The organism is Butyrivibrio sp. INlla16, from assembly GCF_900104155.1.
In the GTDB taxonomy this organism is placed as follows: domain Bacteria; phylum Bacillota; class Clostridia; order Lachnospirales; family Lachnospiraceae; genus Butyrivibrio.
The window spans coordinates 1-20,557 of the sequence record NZ_FMYB01000002.1 but is presented as its reverse complement, the minus strand read 5'-3'; the positions used below and the strand labels follow the sequence as shown (position 1 = coordinate 20,557).

Annotated in this window: 11 protein-coding genes; 6 read left to right on the top strand and 5 right to left on the bottom strand. The window is 44.3% G+C overall.

Annotated elements, in window-relative coordinates; all coding sequences use genetic code 11:
• Positions 1 to 53: 53 nt before the first annotated feature.
• Positions 54 to 2,312: a glycoside hydrolase family 3 protein gene (locus tag BLR42_RS01095; protein ID WP_170832585.1), complete on the bottom strand. Its 2,259-nt coding sequence runs from the start codon at positions 2,310 to 2,312 to the stop codon at positions 54 to 56.
• 243 nt (positions 2,313 to 2,555) lie between these two features.
• Here BLR42_RS01095 and BLR42_RS01090 point away from each other — a divergent pair, with 243 nt between their 5' ends.
• From BLR42_RS01090 to BLR42_RS01075, 4 genes are all read left to right on the top strand, one after another.
• Positions 2,556 to 3,251, top strand: a complete 696-nt coding sequence (locus tag BLR42_RS01090) for a polyphosphate polymerase domain-containing protein (RefSeq protein WP_091865893.1) — start codon at positions 2,556 to 2,558, stop codon at positions 3,249 to 3,251.
• A 64-nt stretch (positions 3,252 to 3,315) separates the two neighbouring features.
• Positions 3,316 to 3,987: a DUF4956 domain-containing protein gene (locus BLR42_RS01085; RefSeq protein ID WP_091865891.1), complete on the top strand. Its 672-nt coding sequence runs from the start codon at positions 3,316 to 3,318 to the stop codon at positions 3,985 to 3,987.
• 13 nt (positions 3,988 to 4,000) lie between these two features.
• Positions 4,001 to 5,863 carry a CotH kinase family protein gene (locus tag BLR42_RS01080; RefSeq protein ID WP_091865889.1) on the top strand — a complete coding sequence of 621 codons (1,863 nt, stop codon included), beginning with the start codon at positions 4,001 to 4,003 and terminating at the stop codon, positions 5,861 to 5,863.
• A 245-nt stretch (positions 5,864 to 6,108) separates the two neighbouring features.
• Entirely contained in the window at positions 6,109 to 9,513 is a 3,405-nt protein-coding gene (locus BLR42_RS01075) for a ligand-binding sensor domain-containing protein (RefSeq protein WP_091865887.1), read from the top strand.
• 13 nt (positions 9,514 to 9,526) lie between these two features.
• Here BLR42_RS01075 and BLR42_RS01070 read toward each other — a convergent pair whose 3' ends face one another.
• Positions 9,527 to 11,026, bottom strand: a complete 1,500-nt coding sequence (locus tag BLR42_RS01070; protein ID WP_091865885.1) for a TolB-like translocation protein — start codon at positions 11,024 to 11,026, stop codon at positions 9,527 to 9,529.
• Between the two features lie 500 nt (positions 11,027 to 11,526).
• Entirely contained in the window at positions 11,527 to 13,011 is a 1,485-nt protein-coding gene (gene cysS, locus BLR42_RS01065) for a cysteine--tRNA ligase (RefSeq protein ID WP_091865883.1), read from the bottom strand.
• A gap of 244 nt (positions 13,012 to 13,255) precedes the next feature.
• Between cysS and BLR42_RS01060 the strand changes: the two genes are divergently transcribed.
• The gene (locus BLR42_RS01060; RefSeq protein WP_091865881.1) at positions 13,256 to 15,481 is read left to right on the top strand and encodes a leucine-rich repeat domain-containing protein; all 2,226 of its coding nucleotides are present in this window, start codon (positions 13,256 to 13,258) and stop codon (positions 15,479 to 15,481) included.
• Positions 15,482 to 15,680: 199 nt separating this feature from the next.
• Positions 15,681 to 16,865, top strand: a complete 1,185-nt coding sequence (locus BLR42_RS01055) for a substrate-binding domain-containing protein (RefSeq protein WP_091865879.1) — start codon at positions 15,681 to 15,683, stop codon at positions 16,863 to 16,865.
• Here BLR42_RS01055 and BLR42_RS01050 read toward each other — a convergent pair.
• Positions 16,839 to 18,368 (bottom strand): diguanylate cyclase domain-containing protein, encoded by a 1,530-nt coding sequence (locus BLR42_RS01050; protein ID WP_170832584.1) that lies wholly within the window; start codon positions 18,366 to 18,368, stop codon positions 16,839 to 16,841. The two genes, BLR42_RS01055 and BLR42_RS01050, sit on opposite strands and share 27 nt — an antisense overlap.
• A gap of 162 nt (positions 18,369 to 18,530) precedes the next feature.
• Positions 18,531 to 20,318 (bottom strand): alpha-glucosidase, encoded by a 1,788-nt coding sequence (locus BLR42_RS01045; protein ID WP_091865875.1) that lies wholly within the window; start codon positions 20,316 to 20,318, stop codon positions 18,531 to 18,533.
• Between the last annotated feature and the right edge of the window lie 239 nt (positions 20,319 to 20,557).

Below are 20,557 nucleotides of genomic sequence, written 5' to 3'. Positions count from 1 at the left end.
CCCCCTCCTTTCGGAAAACTTACCCTTTGGGGCAATTCATCTTTTCAGACCATTCATCCTTTCACATACTTATTATAACGTTCATCCTTAATTACTCCGCTCCAGTTAAGACCGAAGCCGAAGTCATACACATTCCCAAGAGAATCCTTGTAAGGTTCATAGTCAAAAGGCTTGTCCTCACAGTGCTTCTCCACTGTCTCCATATTCTTCGGAATCTGCACGGGAAGCATTGCGGTAGGCTCGTAGCCACCACTTATAACAGTGAGCGCAGCCTTAGTCTCCACTCCGAAGTTTACAAGAATCGCATCAGCATACTCCTCAAACTCGGAAACCATGCAGGGATTGTTCATGCGGATGACCACGATTACGGGCTTATCACCCATCTTCTTTTTGGTTTCGATTACCGCATTAAGATCGCTCTCGTTGGCTGCCTTATTTGATTTTCCAAGGTAGGAACGATTAGGATTCTCTTTTTCCCTGAAGTCACCCTGACCGATACTCTCTGCTCTGGAAGCAGTTGCAGTATACTCCCTGTACTGCAGTGTCACAGGTCTGTAGCCCGTCTCCTTTGTGTAGCCGTCACTTATGGGGCTCTCAATAAAGCAGATTGCAAAGTCTGCCTCTGCCGTATCCTTCGTTACTTCATAAAAAGGCTCCACATCTTCCGGCTTTGCTCCCGGTATATCCAGCGCTTTTTCCATAAAACGCATAAAGCCCTTGTGCTCATCGATATGGCGATCGGGTATGTAAACCTTCTTCTTAGCCGCACCTGCCAGAGCAGAACCGGAAGCAGCGCCACTTTCTATAGGAAGTGCACCATTATTCTTCACCATAGCAATGCTCTGAAGCTGCGCCTTGAAGCCCTCTTCCACATACTCGTCGCAGCCGAGGATTTCCTTGCTCTTATTCGCATCAAGATAAGGGTTCTCAAATAGTCCGCACCTGAAGCTGTTAACAAGAAGTCTCTGCGCACTCTCCTCAAAGCGTTTTCTCATAGCCTCCTCGCCGTGGCGCTCGCAACCTATGCGATATGCCTCAAGAATCGGAGCTATGTTATTATTGCCTCCGAACTGATCGACACCGTTTTCAATTATCTGAAGATGTCTCTCGGCTTCGCTAAGGTCCTCTGTTCCGTAGCATCTTGAGCCGAAGGAATCCAGCTCCAGATCGGGATCTGCTGTGATTCCCCAGTCCGTGCAGACAATTCCCTTGTAGCCGTATTTATCTCGAAGCAGATCTCCGATTATATATTTGCTGTAGCTGTTTCCGACATTCTTGCCGGAGGGATCCACTCCATAGCTCACTGTGTAATATGGCATCACGGAAGAAGCTTCCTTGGTGCCGCCGTCAAGCTTGAACGCACCCTCAAGGAACGGTCTTAAGTGTTCCTCAAAATTGTTACCCGGATATACTGCGAATTTTCCAAAGCCATAATGGGCATCTCTTCCGGACTCGCAGGGACCGCCACCCGGCCAATGCTTAACCATGGCTGCCACGCTCTTGTTGCCCCAGCCGCCTTTGGTCTTACCATCACCGCTTACAGCATCAGGATCGGTCTGAAGTCCCTCGCAATATGCCTTCGCATAATCCGTGGCAAGCTTGGAGCAAGGTCCCCAAGTATCCGGGACTCTCATCCATCTGGGCTCTGTTCCAAGATCTATCTGCGGTCCGAGCTCCGTTGTAATTCCGAGAGCGCGATACTCATTGGCTGCGACTCTGGCAAACCTTTTTACAAGCTCCGGTGAAAAGGTTGCGGCAAGTCCAAGCCCCAACGGCCATTTGCTGGTGTCCTTCGCTTCGGTTTTAAATTCTGCGGAGGCACTTCCGGCACCGTGTCTTGGATCCGTACTTATATTAACCGGAATTGCATGTGGCATCTCCTCGCAGAGCGCCTGCATCTCGTTGTTCCAGTTAGCTGCAATCTCGCCGTTTTTCAGCATCATCGCAAGAACATATCTCACGTGATCCTCTGTCAAAAACTTCCTCTGCTGGTCTGTCAGATCAGAAGGCGCTGCGCCGCTCTCTTCAAAGGCTTTTCCGCCGTTATAGGTAGCTCCGAACCACCCTCCTGCCTCTGCAGGCACTATCTGGTGCGCGCTGTACATCATAAGGCCCGCTATCTCTTCAACTGAAAGCCTTGATGCCAGATCCTTCGCCCTCTCCTCAGGTGATAGTCTCCAATCCTCGTAAGGAAGGAGTTCACCTGTACCTTCCGAATCCTTGAAAAAAAGACCATCCTTCTCGATTACGCCGGCCTTGACGTATCCGATAGTTGGTCCGTTTTGATTTTCCTTAATACTATAATTAATCATATTTGTACTCCCCTTTTTGCTGTTTTCCACCTTTCTAATTATAACAACGCAGGTTTCAACATATAAAAGAATTCGCTAAAAAATATATGAATTCTACATAAAATCATTATAAAAAATCTTCTAAAGTACTCGTCGTAGCCTCAGATATATCCTAATAAATTTGTAACTTAAATTTCTTTTAGGTTTGATTTAGGTTAGCGGAATATAATTGCGAAAGTGATTAAAACAGAAGGGAGAGGCACCGTGAAGTACAGACATGAATTAAAACACGAAATCACCACCGCGGATATGATCACGATTCGTCAAAGACTCCGGGCAGTCGCCAGAGCGGACGAACATGCTATAGACGGAAAGTATCTTATAAGAAGCTTGTATTTTGACACCCCGAATGACAAGGCACTGCTTGAAAAGCAGGCGGGCGTCAGCAGAAGGCAGAAATTCCGAATAAGATACTACAACGGCAACAAGTCAGTGATCCACCTTGAAAAAAAGTGCAAGGTAGGCGGTCTCGGAACAAAGATTTCCGCAAACCTCACAGAGGATCAGGCAAGAGCTATTGTAACCGGCGACATCGGATGGATGGAGAAGTCGGAAGATGCCTTGATAAAAGAGCTTTACTCAAAAATGGTTTCCGAAAGACTTCAGCCCAAAACAATCGTTGATTACACAAGAGAGCCCTTTATCTACGGTCCCGGAAATGTCAGGGTTACACTTGATTACGATATCCGGACAGGATTAAGGAACACCGATTTTCTTGATACCGATTGCATCACGATTCCCGCAGCAAAGGGCATCTGCATCATGGAAGTAAAATGGGACGAATTTTTACCAGAAATAATAAGGGACGTAGTCCAGCTTCCACACGCAAGAGGGGGAGCGTTCTCAAAATATGAAGCCTGCAGAATCCCCATGATAGAACATGGATATGGTGAGTATTAAACAACAATCATTAAACAGTTTTTCAAAAATAAGAAAACAGACATAAAAAAGGAGAATTAAAAAAATGACTTTCAATGACATCTTTAAATCAAGCTTTCTGGAAAATGTAAGCAGCATCAGCATCCTGGATATGGCACTTGCCATGGTGCTCGCTTTTGCGATAGGACTTTTCATTTTTCTGATTTACAAAAAGACTTATCAGGGAGTAATGTACTCCTCCAGTTTTGGCGTAACACTTGTAGCACTTACGATGATCACCACACTCGTTATCCTGGCAGTAACCAGTAACGTAGTTCTTTCACTTGGTATGGTCGGTGCCCTTTCCATCGTTCGTTTCAGAGCAGCGATCAAAGAGCCCCTGGACATCGCATTCCTGTTCTGGTCAATTGCGGTAGGTATCGTCCTTGCAGCCGGTTTTATCCCGCTCGCAGTTTTTGGAAGTGTGATCATCGGTCTCATTCTTCTCGTATTCGCAAACAGAAAATCACATCTTATGCCCTACATAATCGTGCTTAACTGCACAGGTCACGAGGCAGAGCAGAGAGCCTGCGATTTTATCAAGGGAACTGTAAATCGTATGGTTGTTAAAAGTAAGAGTGCTCAGAAGGGAAACCTTGAGCTGAACCTCGAAGTAAGACTTAAAGAAGATAATACAGATTTCATCAATGCACTTGCAGATATGGAAGGCATCAACAGCGCAGTACTTGTAAGCTACAACGGCGAGTACATGGGATAAAAAGGAGCCAGCAATGTCAACACACAAGAATATAGACAGAGTCTGTATCTTTATCACTATCCTAGCGATTCTTGTGACAGTATTTTTTATGAACGGTACCTCCATCGGAATTGCCGCAGATGATTCGATTACGATGGATTATACTGACAAAATCTTTGATGACAGCTATGTTCATACAATAGATATTCAGATAGATGAAGACGACTGGGAAAGTCTGATTGCTAATGCAGCATCTGAGGAGTACTCGGCTGCCGACGTTGTGATTGACGGTGAAACCATGAAAAATGTCGGCATCAGATGTAAGGGAAACACTTCCCTTTCAACTGTTTCACAGTTAAATAGTGAAAGATACAGTTTTAAAATAGAATTTGATGCTTATGAATCAAGCAATAACTACTACGGTCTTGATAAGCTTTGCCTGAATAATCTGATCCAGGATTACACCATGATGAAGGATTATCTGGCCTACAAACTCATGGGAGAATTCGGCGTTGATGCTCCTCTTGTAAGCTACACCTACATCACGGTAAACGGTGAAGACTGGGGTCTGTACCTTGCGGTAGAGGCTGTTGAAGATTCTTTCCTTGAGAGAAATAACGGCACAAACTACGGCGAGCTTTACAAGCCCGACACCATGACCATGGGCGGTGGCCGCGGAAACGGCGGCGACTTCGATATGAAGAACATGGACTTTGACAAGATGGGAATTCCGAATCCGTTTGAGAATAAGGATTCGGATGAGTCTGGAGGTTCAGGTGAATCCGGTGAATCCTCTGATGGAGATCACAGTTTTGGTCCCGGTGGTTCAGGTGGGCCCGGTGGTTCAAGTGGACCCGGTGGTTTTGGCGGCTCCGGAATGGGAAGCTCTGATGCCAAGCTCCAGTATATTGATGATGATACTGACAGCTACTCCACCATTTTCAATAGTGCCAAGACTACTATTAAGAAGTCCGATAAGAAGAGACTTATTAATTCACTTAAGTCTCTGAATGAAGGAATCGAGAATCAGGATGCTGAAGAAATCGCTGAAGCTGTAGATATAGACAAGGTTTTAAGATACATGATAGTTCATAACTTTGTGGTTAACGGCGACAGCTACACAGGTTCAATGATCCACAACTACTACCTCTACGAGGAAGACGGTATTCTGTCAATGATTCCCTGGGATTATAACCTTGCCTACGGAACCTTCCAGGCTTCCGATGCAAGCGGAGCAGTGAATGATCCTATCGATACACCTCTCTCCGTTACTGAAGGAAGTAATGACAGACCTATGTTCACATGGATAACCTCCTGCGATGAATATCTTGAGATGTATCATGAATACTTTGCTGATTTCATCGAGCAGTTCTACACCAGCGGTTACATGACAGATCTTATTGATACAACCTACGAGATGATTCGCGACTATGTCGATAAGGATCCTACCAAGTTCTGCACTACAGAGGAATTTGACAAGGGTATTGAGACCTTAAGAAGCTTTGTAGAGCTTCGCAGCCAGAGCATCCAGGGACAGCTTGACGGAACTATCGGTTCCACAGATTCCGAACAGGAATCCAATCCTGATGCACTGATAGACGCATCCTCCATCACACTCTCCGACCTGGGTTCCATGGGCGGAGGAATGGGAGGTGGCCCGGGCGGTGGACCGGGTAACAATTCTAATGGCGGATCTGGTAGTGACAGTTCTTCCGGATTCCCGGGCGGAGACAACTCTTCAGGATTCCCCGGTGGAGACTCTAATGGTGGTCCTCCTGACTTCTCAGGAATGTCAGCAGCAACCATCTCACCCACTAATCTGATATATCTCGCAGCATGCGGTGTATCATTACTTGTTGCAATATTTATAGCTCTGAAATATAGGACCAGAAGATAAATATAAAGAGTTCCAACTGAGATTTTAGGCAGTTGGGACTCTTTTTTATTCTCTATCAAATATTTGATTCCCAAATAATCCCCCAATAATGAGTTATACAAAATTAATACTCTTTTTATCCCCGTTTAACCCTCCCTCACTGGCAATACGATAAACTAATTGTGTATGTAGGAATTTATAATCTACCAAATTATGCCTAATTGCTATTCCGTATAGAATAATTGGCTTTCTTATGAGGGATATGAATGAAGAGAGTTAATAAGCAAAAATCACGCATTTCTACAAGAGTAGCACTGGCGATATGCATGGCCGGGGCCTTACTAACAGTGTCTTCATATTCATTAACCATTGCTGCTAAAGGCACAAACTTATTAGAAGTGGATAAATGCACAAACATGCTGGTTGCATCCGCAAAAGGAGACACCCAGTCTTCCTCCGACAGCAATACAGAAGCGCCAAAGGCATCTTTGCCAAACTTCTCCTCAGACTACGCGGCAATCGGCTACGATACGGAGGATGGTCTTGAATCCGCTGAGATCAATGCTGTTGCCCAGACAAGTGACGGCTATATCTGGGCCGGTACCTATTCCGGTATGTACAGATATGACGGCTACAGATTTGAGAAAATCCAGCTTGATGAGCGCATCAACAATGTAATGCAGATGTTTGTCGACAGTAAGAATCATCTCTGGATTGGTACGAACGATAGCGGAATTGCCTGTTATGAGCCGGAAAGCGGCAATATCACCTTCTATACAACTGCTGAAGGTCTTCCTTCCAATGCAATCCGTGCCATCTGCGAAGACAAGTCGGGAAACATCTATGTCGGCACCACCAGTCAGCTCTGCATTATTTCACCTGACGGGAAAATAAAAGAGTTCCTTGGCGACCAGATATACAGCGTGCGCACTCTTAGTGTTTCAGGCGATATCATCGTCGGTGTCACCAACGGCGGCGAGCTGTTTTTCATCAAAAACGGAAAGCTTCTCGCTATGAGATCCATGGAGAATGAAAATAACGTTTACTATGCTGCTGCAGCTATGAACGATAAGGGCATAGTTCTCGTGGGAACAAGCTCAGACTACGCCCTGAAGTTCCTTCTCAGTGAAAATGGTTCCCTCAAAACCTTGAAGCAAATCCACACAAACGGAATTTCTTACTTTAACAAGCTTCTTTATTCCCCGGAAAATGACGGGTATTTCTTCTGCTGCGAAAATGGTCTCGGATTTATCGGCAACAACGATAAGATTACCGATATGTCTGCTGATGGTTTCAACAGCTCAGTCAGTGATGTTTTCATAGATTATCAGGACAATATGTGGTTCGCCTCCAACAAGCAGGGCGTAGAGCGCTATTCCCTTAATCCCTTTGTGAATATCTTCGCACGGGCAAAGGTTGATGAAAGCGTTGTTAACAGCCTTCTCATCAAGAATAACTTCCTCTATGTCGGCATGGATAATGGCCTTATCGCAATTGACCTTGACACCGATGAGCAGATTTCCTACATGAACGAGAGGAAATTTGAAGGAGTCAGGGTTCGTCACCTGATGCTTGATAGTGCGGGCAATATCTGGGCCAGCACCTATGGTCAGGATGGTCTCATGGTGCTTGGAAAAGACGGAAGCTTCAAAGCATATAATGAGAACACCGAAAATATAGTCGGCAGCCGCTTCCGCTCCACCCTTGAACTTGCAGACGGACAGATTCTTGCAGCCAGCAGTACAGGCCTTAACTACATTGATAATGGAAAAGTTGTGAAAACCATCTCCGAAGACGATGGACTCGGAACTCAGATCCTCTCCATGGTTCAGGCTGATGATGGAAAAATCATCGCGGGCTCTGACGGAAATGGCGTATATATTATAGAAGATGGAAAGATTATTGATACCATAGACGAAGATGACGGCCTTGGTTCCCTTGTCGTCCTGAAGGTCGTTCCCTGCAAGGGCGGATACATCCTCGTAACAAGTAATTCTCTCTACTACTATACCGGAAGAGCTGTCACCAAGTTGAACGCTTTTCCTTACAGCAACAACTATGACGTATATATCTCAAAAACCGGTGAGGCATGGGTCACTTCCAGTGCCGGTATTTTCGTAGTAGATGAGGATGCGCTTCTCAAAAATGAAAACTACAGTTATACACTGCTCAACAGAAGCCGCGGTTTCTACACAACGCTTACAGCCAATGCAAAAAATGCGGTCAAAGGAGATGACCTCTATCTTTGCTGTACCGACGGCGTAAGGAAAATATCCCTGACTGACTACAATTCCTTTGATAATGATTACGAAATCCGCGTATCAAGAGTTCTCGCGGACGATGAAATTATACATGAAGAAAGTGGAACCTACAGAATCCCGGCTATCCAGGGACGTATTGAATTTGATGTAGCTGTCCTTAACTTCACACTTTCCAACCCTCTTCTGAAGATATTCTTGGAGGGTGCCAAGGATGAAGGTATTACCTGTCTGCAGAATGAGATGAGCAGTCTTGTTTACACCAATCTGCCTTACGGAAATTATAAGCTCCACGTGCAGGTTCTGGATTCAGGTGACAGAAGCATCATAAGAGATGAAGTATATGATGTAGTAAAAGATTCCCAGCTCTACGAAAGAACCTACTTTAAGGTAATCCTTTTCATTCTGGGAGTTCTGCTTGTTGCGTTTATCGGATGGGTTATCCGCAGAATTATCCAGGCTATCAAAAATGCCAGAACCTGGAAGCTTGAAGCAACAACCGATCCTATGACCGGACTCCTCAACAAAGCAGCTTCCAAGCGTGAGCTCACCGAACTATGTAAGACTAAACAGGGAATTCTCATGATGATCGACCTTGACAGCTTTAAGTTGGTAAATGATCTTTACGGTCATGATATGGGTGATAAGATTCTGATCAGGTTTGCAGACATCATTCGCTCCTGCATCCGAGAAACCGATATTGCAGGCAGAATGGGCGGTGATGAATTCATTGCTTATATCATGGGAACCAACGACGAGAGTGTAGTAGCTTCTAAAGCTGAGCACATCAACGAAGAGATAGTAAAATCGGCCAAGGAATTCATGGGCGAAGATATGACTATTCCTCTCGGAGCTTCTATCGGTGCGGTTTGTGCTCCCAATGAAGGTACCGATTTCGAGGAGCTCTTCGGACTTGCAGACAAGGCTCTATACAATGTAAAACAAAACGGCAAACATGGCTATGCTATGTATCGCAAGTCCAATCCCAAGCTCACCACCGAGGAAGACAGCATCGCCAAGGGCATCGCCGGAACCAGGAAAATTCTGGGCGAAAGAAATGAAGGCAAGGGTGCTTTCAAGGTTGACTTTAACAAGCTACAGGCAATCTATCGCACCTTCGACCGCCTGTCCCGCCGTACGAACGCTAAGGTAACGATTGTGCAGTTCACGTTAAATGCTGAAGAAGGAAAAGAGTTGTCCGATGAGATAATGGATCAGTTTTTCAGTATTCTGTCAGGGACACTTCGTTCTAACGACGTAGTTGCTCCCACAGGTAAAAACCAGGCAGTAGCCCTTTTAACAAACATCGAGGGTGAAGACCAGCTCGTTCCGATTGATCGTGTAGTCAAGACCTGGGACGACGCACCGGGCCACGAAGGCTTCTCTGTCAGTTACGAATTAGAGGCGATGTAAAAAACATCGCCTACTATTTTACTTTAAGTCTGTACGTATGCAGATTTGAAGAACCTCCTCTGTTGGATGTCCAGTAGATATAATTGCCGCAAGTCTTGGGCGTCTCGCAGGGGTTGAGGTAGGCAGCTGCCGAAAAGAGCTTAGCCTTCTTTGCCACTTTTCCATCACTATTTATGACCATGTAATATACGCCTTTGTAACTTCCGCCAACATATTTTTCAAACAGGATCACAAAGCGTCCCTTGGCATCAGCTGTTACCTGCGGGTTACTTACGGTAAATGATCCGTTCGTAAGCCACTTAATGCCATAATCAGTTACGTCCTGTGTCCCGGCTATACCTGATTTTCCGGACCTTGTGGTCTTCATCGTAAAAGCACTTTCTGACTTAAGGCTCTGGGTAGGATCAAATATCTGTATGAAAAGACATTCTTTCTGCTTTGCCGCCTTCTTATCCAGGTTTTTCACCGAAGTTCCGACGAGTGCGACATGATTGTTATCAGCTACGGCAACGCCTCCCATATGGGCATAATTGTTGTTGACAACATACATGTTATAGGCGGAATTCTTTTTTATCCAGAAATGAAATATATCGTAATTTCTCACACTGGAATATCCCGATGTAGTATATTCACGGGCAGCTTTATCTGCATCCTTATATGCGGGAGCATATGCATCATAATTTGACCAGGCACTTTCTTCTGCCGCTTTTTCATCAGGAGGAAGCACTGTCTCAGAGGGTGTTGTGAATCCAACCGAAAATGATCTGTTGTAGGCATCTCCCTCGCTTGCAAGGATAAAGCCATCCTGATACGGAATCGCCCTTTGCGCAAAAGAATGCGAATTATAGTACCTGTCAAGCTGCACCAGCTGCATGGTATTTCTATTGATTATCAGCGCGGTGTTACTCTGATGTCCGTTATACATTCCTCTTCCGTAATTGACCGCAAGATAATTTCCGTTTATCGCCACATCACAGTTCCCGGCTTCAAACGGGATCTTCGTATTGGAATCTGTATCTCTGGTGGAACTACTATAGCCATACCTTTCAGAGTATTTCTGAAAACAGCCGCTGCCATTATCACCGACAGCTGCGAGGAACTGCCCGTTTTTAGAATATTTTGTGATAAAAACCGTATTCTTTGTCTGATCGGATGAGTTATTCTTCCTGCCGCTGACCACGTATAGATTCCCTTCCTGATCGCAGGAGACAGCTCCGAAAATCGGGTACTGCATCTTAATTTTTATCTTCGATTTTACTTTTCCGTTTTTATTCCTTACTACAGTTACGGTCTTTCCTTTGCAATATGCGAAGCAGTAATCCCCGTTTTCATCCGTAAATTCGGAGGCGTTGGACACCCCTTCCCAGTTGATGTAGCTACCGCTCGCATACACCTTATGGTTTATGTTTGTGTTGAACTCTTTTGCATTTTTTGCCGCATATACCCCGGAAGGTGACGACAGCATGAGACATCCGGCCATTACCGCTGCTACTATTCTGGTGATTTTCTTCATAAGCTTATTCCCCCTCGACTATTTTTTCAGATTACATGATTTTATTTTAGCAGTTATTCTTCTCATAAGCATATTTTATCAGCCGGTTATCAGAACTATCAATTTCGATAAAGCAAATGCAAAGAAAAATATCGCTTCAATTCATCCCAGTAAATGAGCGCGCGTTTTAAGCATTTTGGTACCCATTTAGGGCGGATTTTTAGCTATTATGGAAGGCATTTGTAAATAAGAGAGCATTTTCTTAACTTTGGTACCCATGATTTGAAAAATAATGGATACCAAATTGCTGAAAACGGCTTCTCATTTACAAATGCTTGCCGAAAGCCACTGAAAAGTGCCCAAAATGTATACCAAAATGCCCAAAAGCGGCAATTATTTACTTTTGCCGGCCTAATGAACCTAGCCTAATAAACTCCCCACCTAATCTCCCAACAAACACCCTTCAGAAAAAGGTCTTGAGAGCGCCGCTCTCAAGACCTTTCAATTTACAATCCATATATTTAGACAAGTGTCCACTTCACGCCTTCGCGTGTATCCTTAATCTCAACACCCTTGGTGAGGAGTTCATCGCGGATAGCATCAGCTGTTGCGAAGTCCTTAGCCTTCTTGGCTGCTGCCCTGCGCTCGATCGCATCCTTGATGTAAGCTTCAAGCTCGGGATCAATGTCTGCAGAATCATCTGCAAGTGCGTGTCCGATAAGGTCGAGCGAGAGAACCTTATCGAAGCTGTCGATGATAGCAAGCTTGGTTGATGCATTGGTATCAGCCTTAAATACATCATAGAGAAGTGTTACTGCCATGGAAGTGTTGAGGTCGTTTGAAATCGCATCAGCAAACTTGTCCTCAAATTCCTTAAGTACAGCCTTATCAACGTCAGCACTGCTTCTTACAGTATTAAGGAAGCTCTCCAAATTCTTATCTGCTGCCTTAAGAGCATCATCTGAAGCAATCAGTCCCTCAACCTTTTTAACCAGGTTGTTATAAGCTGTCACTGTGTTATCAAGAACATCAAATGAAAACTCAAGAGGCTTTCTGTAGTGTGACTGCAGGCAGAAGAATCTGTAAACAAGCGGATCGTAGCCCTTCTCCTGAAGTACGGAAACGGTGAGAACCGCACCCTTTGACTTACTCATTTTTCCCGCTCTGTCATTAAGGTGATTGGAGTGGAACCAGTATTTGCACCACTCATGTCCGAGATAGCTCTCAGACTGCGCAATCTCATTGGTGTGGTGAGGGAAAATGTTATCAACACCGCCGCAGTGGATGTCGATGTACTCACCAAGATGCTTCATGGAAATGCATGAGCACTCGATGTGCCAACCGGGATATCCAACGCCCCACGGGCTGTCCCACTTAAGTGCCTGATCCTCAAACTTAGACTTTGTGAACCAAAGCACGAAATCTGTCTTATTCTTCTTAGCGGTATCCTCTTCAACATCGTCGCGGACACCAACCTGAAGCTCCTCTTTTTCTATAGCAGATGAGAACACGTAGTAGTCCTCAAGCTTGCTGGTATCAAAATATACATTACCACCTGCGACATAGGCATAGCCCTTCTCGAGAAGTGTCTCAACCATGTGTATGAACTCAGGAATGCAGTTTGTAGCAGGCTCAATAACGTCAGGTCTCTTATTGCCCACAGCATCAAAGTCCTTGAAGAAAGCCTTGGTATAAAAATCAGCGATTTCCATAACTGTCTTGTGCTCGCGCTTTGCACCTGCAAGCATCTTATCCTCACCTGTATCGGCATCTGATGAAAGGTGGCCGACATCAGTGATATTCATAACTCTTTTCACATCGTAGCCGCAATATTCAAGCGCCTTGATGAGCGCATCCTGCATTATATATGTACGGATATTTCCGATATGTGCGAAATGGTAAACGGTGGGGCCGCAGGTATACATTGAAACCTTGCCCTCTTCCCTCGGCACAAAATCATCGATTTTTCTTGAAAGCGTGTTATAAAAACTAAAACTGTGTGGCATTTTTCTTACTCCTCAAATTGCTCTTTTCACTACTCTTCCCATATATCTTGGAAAAAACTACTTACGATTTTAGCACAATTAGTAATCGCATTCCATTCCGAATTATTGCAATCATAGCTATGTCACGTTGTCAAGTACGAATTATGCATTACATTCTTCATATTCCGTAAAAAATCTATACAAAATATCACATATAATAATTATGTAAGCGATAAGCTTTTGTTCTATTCTAGGGGGTATTTTTATGAGGTATTTAAGAAAGAAACTGTCTATTAGTATTCTAACCCTTGCTATTCTGCTTGGATTCCCATTTATGCATGGAGAAACGGTGCATGCTGCCTCTTCTCTTCCTGCATTTACTTATACTTCTGATGGAGTATTTTCCTGGGAGTTTGTTAAGGATGCTGATGCATATCGGATTACTTTTTCGGAATTGGGTTTTTATATAAATATGAAAACATCTGAAAAGTATTCTTTTAATGGATGCGCAACCTGGAAAGCAAACGGTGTGTCTTTCGATTTACGCAAGTACTTTGATCAGAACAACACCTCCATCACTGAAAAAACATATACTGTTACCGTAACAGCTATGCGTAACGGAAATTCGCTTAACTATGCGAACACGGTTAAATATTCTTATAAATCGGCAATTCCCAAACTCGAAACCCCGAAGAATCTTAAATGGAATAAACGTATTCTCAGTTGGGATGAAGTTCGGGGAGCAGACGATTATTTTGTTGCTGTCTGTGATGAAAAAACCGGTAATTATGTGTGGCGAGCACGTATATTTGACCCAACTGTTACAACTATTGATACCGGCAAAACCAGTCCATATTTTCAGGATAAACCATTAGTATATGATGAAAACAGCAATTACTATTTCAAAGTATTTGCGTATGGAGAATCCGGTGTCTCCAGGGACAGTGATGGTGCAACCAGCTATACCATAAACGGCAGTGAGGTCGATTGTGAAAGCGGTACAACAGGAAGCTGCAGATGGGTGTATAACGCGGAGAAGTCAACTCTTACCATATCCGGAAACGGAGCCATGGGAACTTACTACAATTACAACAAAGTTCCCTGGTATACAATGAGATCCGAAATCAAAACAATTATAATAGGAAACGGTGTTACAAATATTTCTAATCATGCATTTTATGGAACAAAAATAAGTAGCATTACCATACCTGATAGTGTAAGCAAAATTGGTGAAGGCGCATTTTCATACTGTTCCGAATTGTCTGAAGTGAAACTGGGAACAGGCTTAAAAGAAATTGGACCTCGTTGCTTCGAATGCTCTTCCGGAACAGGTATGTATAAATTAACAAGCATGACCATCCCGGCAAATGTTACTACATTTGGAAAACATAGCATAGGATATATATCTTATGCCTCAGGTGGAACGATGGTATACGAAGTAATCACGGGCTTCAAGATTACAGGCGCATGCAGCTCCAAAGCTTTTGATTATGCAGAGGAAAACAAAATAACTTGGGTATCAAACGAACATACTGTTTCAAAAACCGAAGTAACAAAAGAATCAACCTGCACGCAAAAGGGAAAGGAAACCGTCACCTGCAGATGTGGTCATACATATACCAGGGACATTCCTCTTAAGCATCATACTTTGACAAGAGTTCCGGCAAATCCTGCAACAGAAACTGCTGATGGAAATATAGAATATTATATCTGTTCCGAATGCCATAACTGGTTTGAAGATGATGCCGGTGAGAAACTGATAACCGATCACAGTTCAGTAATAATCCCTAAAGGAACCGTTCCGGAAAAACCTGATCCGGAAAAACCTGACCCAGAGAAACCTGATCCGGTAAAGCCTGATCCGGTAAAGCCTGATCCGGAAAAACCTAAGCCGAAGCCTGAAATAAAACCCACAGAGGAGGATGAAACTCCCGGTAAAGAAGAGAAAACACCTGTACCATCATCAGGAGAAGACGAATCTAAAGCATCATCCAACGAAGTATCCAATGAGGCTGCAAAAGTTGAAAATGCTACTCCCGATCCGAAACCTGAGGGCACAGCACTTACTGATGAAAGTCAGCAAGCGGAATTTGTCGTAACCTCCGCCGCTAAGGAAAATCCTACCGTCGATTATAAGCGGACGACTAACAAGAAGGTTAAGAAAATCACAGTACCTAAGACAATAACTCTGGACGGCGTAACTTACAACGTAACCGGTATTGCATCAAAGGCATTTAATGGCTGCAGTAAACTTACAACCATAGCCTTTGGCAATAATATAGAATTCATCAGAGCAAATGCCTTCAAAGGTGCAAAGAACCTCAAGACAATAAACGCAAAATCAAGCAAGCTCACAAATTCTTCGGTTGCAAAGAAAGCCTTCAAGGGAGTCGGAAGCCGCGTAACCGTTAAGGTTCCAAAGAAACTGAAGAAGACATATTCAAAACTTTTCGTCAAAAAGGGCTTAGCAAAGAGTATCAAGATAAAGTAATTTTTCATTCGTAATAAACTCAATCAAAAAGAATCTCAGGGGAATTATATATATCCCCCGGGATTCTTTTTATTACCAAGAGACCATTCTCCTTTATAAAATTTTAATATCATTTTCCCATCTGCAAAATCTTTATCATACCCGCCAAATGATATAATTATGTAGTAATCATTAATCTGCTTGCAGAGAGTAAATTACTATGATTAAGAGATTGCTATCAGCTTTTCTTATAACTTCATTGGCATCGTTGTCTCTTGCAGGATGCGTCCCGACCAAGGCCGTTTCAGGGGACACTGCGCAGACAGAGGCAGAGCCTACAATCATTGACGCCCACTCGGATGACGGGCGCACGGTGGTTGGTATTTCCATGCCCGATAATCTCCTAGAGAGATGGAATCGCGACGGACTTTTCCTGAAAGATGAATTTAAGAAAGCCGGCTGCGATGTTGAGCTTAAATATGCAAACAATCTCATTGATACCCAGATAAATGACCTTAGGGAGATGATAGAGGATGGCGCAGATCTTCTTGTCATCGCGGCAGTTGACGGCGCAGCGCTGACTTCCATTCTGGACGAAGCCAAACAGGCGAATGTCAAAATAATCGCCTATGACAGACTCCTCATGAACACCGATTCCGTTGATTATTATGTATCCTTTGACAATTATAAAGTCGGGGTACTTCAGGCAGATTTCATTATAGACAAGCTTGGTCTTGAAGAGGAAGGCGCCGAGAAAAACATAGAATTTGTAACGGGTGATCCCGTTGATAATAATGCCCGCTTTTTCTATCAGGGAGCAATGGATAACCTGCAGCCCTATATCGATTCCGGGAAGCTTAAGGTTCTGTCCACCCAGACCGGTTTTTATGAGACTTCCACAGCGCAGTGGTCCACGGATATTGCGCAGCAGCGCCTTCAGATTATTCTTAATTCCTACTACCCGCCCGGAACAAGACTTGACGCGGTTCTTTGTGCCAACGACTCCACCGCCCTCGGCGCAGTTCGCGCTCTCGAATCCGACTACCCCGGTACAAACACAGTCCTTGTGACAGGACAGGATGGCGACATCGCGAATATTTACAATATTTTCGAGGGAACCCAGAGTATGACCGTATACAAGGCGCTTCAACAGGAATCCATTGTGACCGTATCGCTTGGAACAGCTCTTTTATCCGGAGAAACTCCGGACTATGACCTTATAGATAATTCCTCGTGGGATTTTGAATGTGCCTATAATACGAAGGATTATAACAACGGCATTAAGGTAGTCAATTCCTATCTCCTTCAGCCGTACACCATAACAATTGATAATATCGAAAAAGAGCTGTTTGACACCGGCTACTACGCCCGCAATGCATCAGGTCTTATCTATGCTGTCAAATAAAGTATAACCATTTCGCCCATTTTCCTTGGTCACGTACAGTGCGCTGTCAGCGCTCTCCATGACCTTGTTTGGATCTTCCACATCAAGAGGGTACATTGCGCATCCGATACTGACGGTGAGCTTCAATTCTCCCGCAGAAGTCTTGAACGGAGCCTTTGTACTCTTTATTATGCTCTCGCATATCTTCTTGGCTTTTTCATTGGAAGGTGATGTGAAAAGTCCGGAAAATTCATCTCCTCCAAGCCTTGCAAAATGCAGCTGATTTTTCGAGAGTTTTTTCAGTCTCTCACCCACTCCGGCAATAATCTCATCTCCGACCTTATGTCCGTAGGTGTCATTTATATCCTTAAAATGATCGACGTCAAGCATAATCAGACCATAGGGCATCTGCAGCCCAATCGTCTGGTTCATATCTTCTATAAGCTTCATTCTGTTTGGCATCTGGGTAAGGAAGTCCGTACGCATCAGCCTTTTTCTCTTGGCATTGGTTATATTCAGGATGAAAATAATAGCAATCATCAACAGAACAATAACTATAACAAGGTTACTGAGCATAGTATTTTCGCGGTAAAACTTCGCAAGATTTTTGTGTTCATTCAAAACCTGCGAACCATCGGGCAGCATTGAATACTTAATACCGAAATGATCCATGCTTCCCTGTTCAAAGTAAGGAGTAGTGACCGTGGAAGTCATAAGCGGCATATCGTCCGCATTTTCCCCGAGAATAATTCTCTTTGCAGCATCTCCCGCAATCCAACCGGCATCGTAGAATGAGTAGGAAATTCCTCCCAGAACTCCGTGTTCTATGTCAGAAGAAGCAAGCCTCATGATAGGCACATCCGGCGCATAGGTCGACATAAAGTCGGACGCATTCGCAAGAGAGTAGGAATTCCCGTCTCCGTCCCTTGCAAAATCAAGGAAAAGAATGATATCGTCATCGCCGAGAGACCCCAAAAGCTCTTTTAGTCCATTGGCGGTATAATACGAGGTATTGATCACCGTGCTTTTTATGTCGGGATTTTCATCCTTGAACTTCATGTACTCGACATAATCACCCTGCCCGGCTATTGTCGCATCCACAACGACATTAAGGTGCTCCCTACCGGGGAACAGTTTCTTCATAAGGGCATAGTTACCCTCAAAGTCAGGGATCTCCGTAATACCCGTCGCATTTTTCATCGCAGCAGCGGTCATCGCTTCTGTCTTGTTGCTCACACCCATGAAAACAAGCGGGGTATCAGGGAACAGCTCGTTTCTGTTGTTAATGACATATCGCAGTGCAGAATCATCCGAAGCCACAATCAGATCATAGGATCTCACCGAATAAATCTTATATTTCAAGTATTTATCGAAGTTCTGGATATCCATTCCGCCGTAATACTTGTCTGCATCCATAAACTCATAGCAGATATCCACATTTATGCCGTCAATTCCCGCTTCGAAGCCCTTTAGCTGCTCGGGAACCGCAGCATTTGAAAAGCCATAAGACGAAATGAAAAGCACACGAAATTGGCGCTCTAAACTATCCTTCGCATTGACCTTTTGTGCGAAGGAAAAGAGCGCCATGAGAATACAATATGTAATTAGTAAGCATGATTTTATGCGTTTCATGCTTTAATTTTACCGCTATAAAATAGGGGCAACAATTTAGCAATCCTAAAATTTTTATAATCTATTTCGGAAGCGGTAAATTCTCACCTCATAAGGCCTGTACATGCCATGGTGAACCGCATAGGTGCTGAGTTCTTTTCGCATCATGTCGCCTATAGCCTCGGAATCCCCGCCGGTTTCCTTAAGGTTCCTGAACTCTTCCTTCAGCTTCTCGCCCACACTCTCGCTGCCCATGTACTGCTTTCTGTCCGGGTAATTACAGAGCATCAGCTGCCCCTTCTTGCCTATGAATTTTTCAGGAATGCTGACCTTCACAGGTAGTCTTGAAAAAGAGCAGATTATCAGATAACTCACTGACCCGAGGCTCCTCTCATACATATAGATGTTGCCATCCTTCGGATAATATTCCTTATAATCGCCGTAGAGAAGCGCCTTGGAGCTCTTTCTGAGAGACAGGCATTTTCTGTAAAAATTGAGGATACTGAACTCATCCTTCTCCTGCGCTTTCACGTTGATCTTTTTATAGTTCGGATTCACATAAAACCACGGCTTCGCCTTAGAAAAGCCTGCGTACTTTGAGTCATCCCACTGTACGGGAGTTCTCGCGGAATCCCTGCTGGAGATGTGAATCCTTCGCATACGCTTTTTCTCATCATCCTTGGTGTGATAGGTGTGGTAGTTGGTCTTGCTGGAGATGTCCACATACTGGTCGATCGAGTGAAGGCGTATGTTGGTCATTCCAATCTCCTGCCCCTGGTAGATGAAAGGTGTCCCCTGCAAAAACAGGTAGCATGCTGCAAGCATCGTCCCGCTCTCCCTGTGATAGTGTTCACTTCCATAGCGGCTGACAATCCTGGGATGATCGTGATTTTCAAGATACAGGCTGTTCCACGCTTTTCCCGCAAGCGCCGTCTGCCACTTGGTAAAGGCCTTCTTCAGTTTTACAAGTGAAAACGGCCTGTGAATGTACTCCGTATAGACGCAGTCTGCCATCATGTGATCAAAGGAGATCATCATGTCAAGGGACTTATTCTCTCCCGTCAGGTATTTAAGCGCAGAATTCACCGTAGTCATCGGTCCTTCGCCGATCTGGAAGCAGTCATACTCCTGACAGACCTTTCTGAATTCTCCGAGATATTCATGGATATGCGGTCCGTCCTTGTAGTAGGGCATTCCGTTTACGGCAGGCAGAAACGGCAATCCGTTCGGAAGTCCTTCCTTCTTGGAAATGAAATTGATGACATCCTCCCTGAAGCCGTCAACTCCCATATCAAGCCAGAAGCGCATGATGGACTTAACTTCTTCTCTTACCTTGGGGTTATCCATGTTGAGGTCGGGCTGTTTCTTTGCAAAAATATGGAGATAGTACTGGCCTCTTTCTTCGTCGTACTCCCACGCTTTTCCCTCAAATAGGCTGTCCCAGTTGTTGGGCTTATCCCGCCAGATGTAATAGTCGCTGTAGGGGTTGTCCTTCCCCTTCCTGCTCTCTTTGAACCAGGGATGCTCGTCTGAGGTGTGGTTTACTACAAGGTCCATGATTATCTTAAGCCCCAGTTTGTGGGCTTTATCCAGCACCTTCTTGAACTGCTCCAGCGTTCCGTAATCGGGATGAATGTCCTTATAATCCGAGATATCGTAGCCAAAGTCCGCATTCGGAGATGGATAAAGCGGTGAAAACCAGATGCCGTCTACTCCGAGCGATTTTACATATTCGAGCTTATCGTAGACGCCATAGAGATCACCTATTCCGTCTCCGTTTCCGTCCGCAAAGCTCCTAACCCATATCTGGTAAAACGCCATCCGCTTGTACCAGTCTTTTTCTCTTGTATTTGTGTCTGACATAATGCACCTCGGTGAATTTTTAACAGGCTTTTCCACAGTAACACCTTTTCATTTATTAGTGCCATAATCCTATAAATATAGTATATTCCCTTGGGAGTTCCCATTCAATTGGAGCTGAATCAAATTGAGAATTGCTGTCTATTATTGTTACTATTCACGGTCTAAATACTTTTGGACATGACAAATCAGCGTACTTAATCAGCACGCTGATTCGCTATTAAGTTTCAGTATGATTATTT